At 72.7% G+C, this 2,393-nt stretch carries 2 protein-coding genes and 1 pseudogene; 2 read left to right on the top strand and 1 reads right to left on the bottom strand.

Annotation, left to right across the window (positions count from 1 at the left end):
- Nucleotides 1-1,085: DegT/DnrJ/EryC1/StrS family aminotransferase (locus ABT116_RS42805; RefSeq protein ID WP_351646124.1), on the bottom strand; the 1,085-nt coding region annotated here is incomplete at its 3' end.
- A 369-nt stretch (nucleotides 1,086-1,454) separates the two neighbouring features.
- Here ABT116_RS42805 and ABT116_RS42800 point away from each other — a divergent pair.
- Both ABT116_RS42800 and ABT116_RS42795 read left to right on the top strand, forming a co-directional pair.
- Nucleotides 1,455-2,150, top strand: coding sequence for a response regulator (locus ABT116_RS42800; protein ID WP_351646122.1), 696 nt, complete (start codon nucleotides 1,455-1,457; stop codon nucleotides 2,148-2,150).
- Nucleotides 2,147-2,393 (top strand): annotated as a pseudogene (locus ABT116_RS42795) (two-component sensor histidine kinase); the annotation flags it as partial. The gene ABT116_RS42800 and the pseudogene ABT116_RS42795, both read left to right, overlap by 4 nt.

The following is a 2,393-nucleotide window of genomic DNA, read 5'->3' as shown; positions in this document are numbered from 1 at the left end:
GTCCGCGCCCGCAGCGGGTCCACGGGCAGCGCGTGCCGCGCGAACCAGCGGGCCGCCTCGGGAGCCGGTGAGGGGTCGGTGAACTCCGCACCGGCGTAGTCGTCCAGAGGCGGGTCGTAGAGGTAGCCGACGGCGATGCCCTGCCGGGCCAGCGCCGCGATCGCCGCCTCCCGGTCGGCCACGAACAGCGGGACCCGGAACAGCGGCTGCGTCCCGTGGCCGTCGCGCGGCTTGGCCCAGGGCGTGGACAGCAGCAGTTCCGTGCCCGCCCGGCAGGCGTCCAGCACGTCGTCCAGCCGGTCGAGCGCCCGCCCGATGCGGCGCAGCCGCAGCCGGCCGGACCGAAGACGGTAGTCGTGCATGTCGACGCGCACCCACGGGTGGTGGGCGTCGAGCCCGGGCGTCTCGCGGGCGGCGAGGGCGAGTTCGTCCGGGCGCAGCGGCATCCGGATCTCCTCGCGGTCCGCCAGCCCCAGCAGCCGGATCGCGGCCCAGGCGGCGCGCCGCAGCCGCAGCCCGCGCACCGCCGCCTCCGCGTACGGCCGGACCAGATAGGCGATTTCGGCGCTCGCCCGGCGCGGCGCGAGCAGTTGCTCGCAGGTTTTCTCCACCGCCTCCCGTAACCCCGGATCGGCGAGCGAGAGCACGCCTCCGGCCTTGGCCCCGACGTGTTTGGACAGGCTGAACACGGATGCCTCGCCCCACGCCCCGACCGGCCGGTCCCCCACCCGGCTGCCGATCGCGTGCGCCCCGTCCTCGAACAGCGGGATCCCCAGCGCGTCGCACTTCTGTCTGAGGCGCGGTGCCGGATCCGGGTTCCCGTACAGGTTCGTCGTGAGCACGGCCGACACCGAGCCCCACACCTCGTCCGGCACGGCGTCGATGTCGATGGACGCGTCGAGCGGGTTCAACGGCGCCTGTACGGGGCGCAGTCCGGCCGCGAGCACGACGAAGAAGATCACGTCGTCGTTGACCGGCGACATCAGCACCCGTCCGCCGGGCGGGCACCAGTGGCGCAGCGCCACGTACAGCCCGAAACGGCACGACGGTACATACACACATTCCCGGCCGAGCCGGACGCGCATGGTCTCTTCCAGCCGCTTCGGCTGTGCACCACGCCGTACCGAACCCGGACGGGCCTCCCCTATGGCCATCCGCCCCCCAGATGTGCCGTGGGAAAGCCCCCTCCCCGAGGCCTTCCGGCACCCGCCCAGAGTCGCCCCGTTCGCACCGCTCCGTCAAGATTGCGTCGCGTCCTGTGGATAACTTCCGGCACGTACGAATGCGGCGCCCCGTCCGGCGCGCCGGTGTGACGTCGAATGGACTATCCGCGGAAGCCTGCCGTATCCCTGCCGACCGGTGGGTGCTACCCCGCCGTGTGGCTGGAGCTGCCGCTCGCCGGGCCGCAAGAGCTCTGCATGGCTTTAGGGTCGAGTCGGCATGGGCCGGACGGCATGAACGAAGGTGAGGCGGAGCGCGTGATCCGGGTAGTGGTGGTGGACGACGAGGCCCTGGTCCGCTCAGGTTTCGAGCTCATTCTGGGCGCGTCGGCGGACATCGAGGTCGTCGCGACCGCGAGCGGCGGCGAAGCCGTCGTGACGGTCCGCCGGGAGCGGCCGGATGTGGTGCTGCTGGACATCCGGATGCCGGACGTCGACGGACTGACCGTCCTGCGCGAGGTGCGTACGATGCCGGATCCTCCGGTCGTGGCGATGCTCACCACGTTCGACGCCGACGAGTACATCCTGACCGCGCTGCACTCCGGCGCGGCCGGCTTCCTCCTCAAGGACACCGAGCCCGAGCAGCTCGCCCACCTGGTGCGCACCCTGGTCGCGGGCGGTGTGGTGCTCTCCCCCAAGGCGTCGCGGACCCTGCTGCACAGCCACCCCGGCACGGGGGCGGCCGTCGACGAGGAGGCCGCGCGGGTCCGGCTGCTCACCGCGCGGGAGCGTGACGTCCTCGTCCTGGTGGCGGAGGGCTTGTCCAACGCGGACATCGGGGCGCGCATCCACCTGGGGGCGGGCACGGTGAAGGACCACGTCAGCGCCATCCTCACCAAGCTGCGGGTGACGAGCCGGGTGCAGGCCGCACTGCTGGCGCAGCGGGCCGGACTGCTCGACGAGCACCCCCGGCCGGCGGCCGGCCGATGAGCCGTGCACGCGCCGTGTGGCAGCGGGTTCCCACGCCGGTCGTCGACATCGTCCTGGTGGCGGTGGCGGCCGTGGACGTACGGGTGGTGAGCATGTGGGAGCACACACGTCTCGAGGTGGCCCTGGCCGCGGTCGGCTGCGCCGCGTTGGCGTTCCGGCGCCGGTTCCCGCTCGGCGTGTTCCTGCTCACCCTGCCCATCGCGCTGATGCAGGACGTCGCCGTCGCTGTGCTCGCGGCGTTGT

Source organism: Streptomyces sp. NPDC002130, assembly GCF_040296465.1.
In the GTDB taxonomy this organism is placed as follows: Bacteria; Actinomycetota; Actinomycetes; order Streptomycetales; family Streptomycetaceae; genus Streptomyces.
The sequence above is the reverse complement of the archived record's forward strand: the minus strand, read 5'-3'. Positions and strand labels throughout refer to the sequence as shown.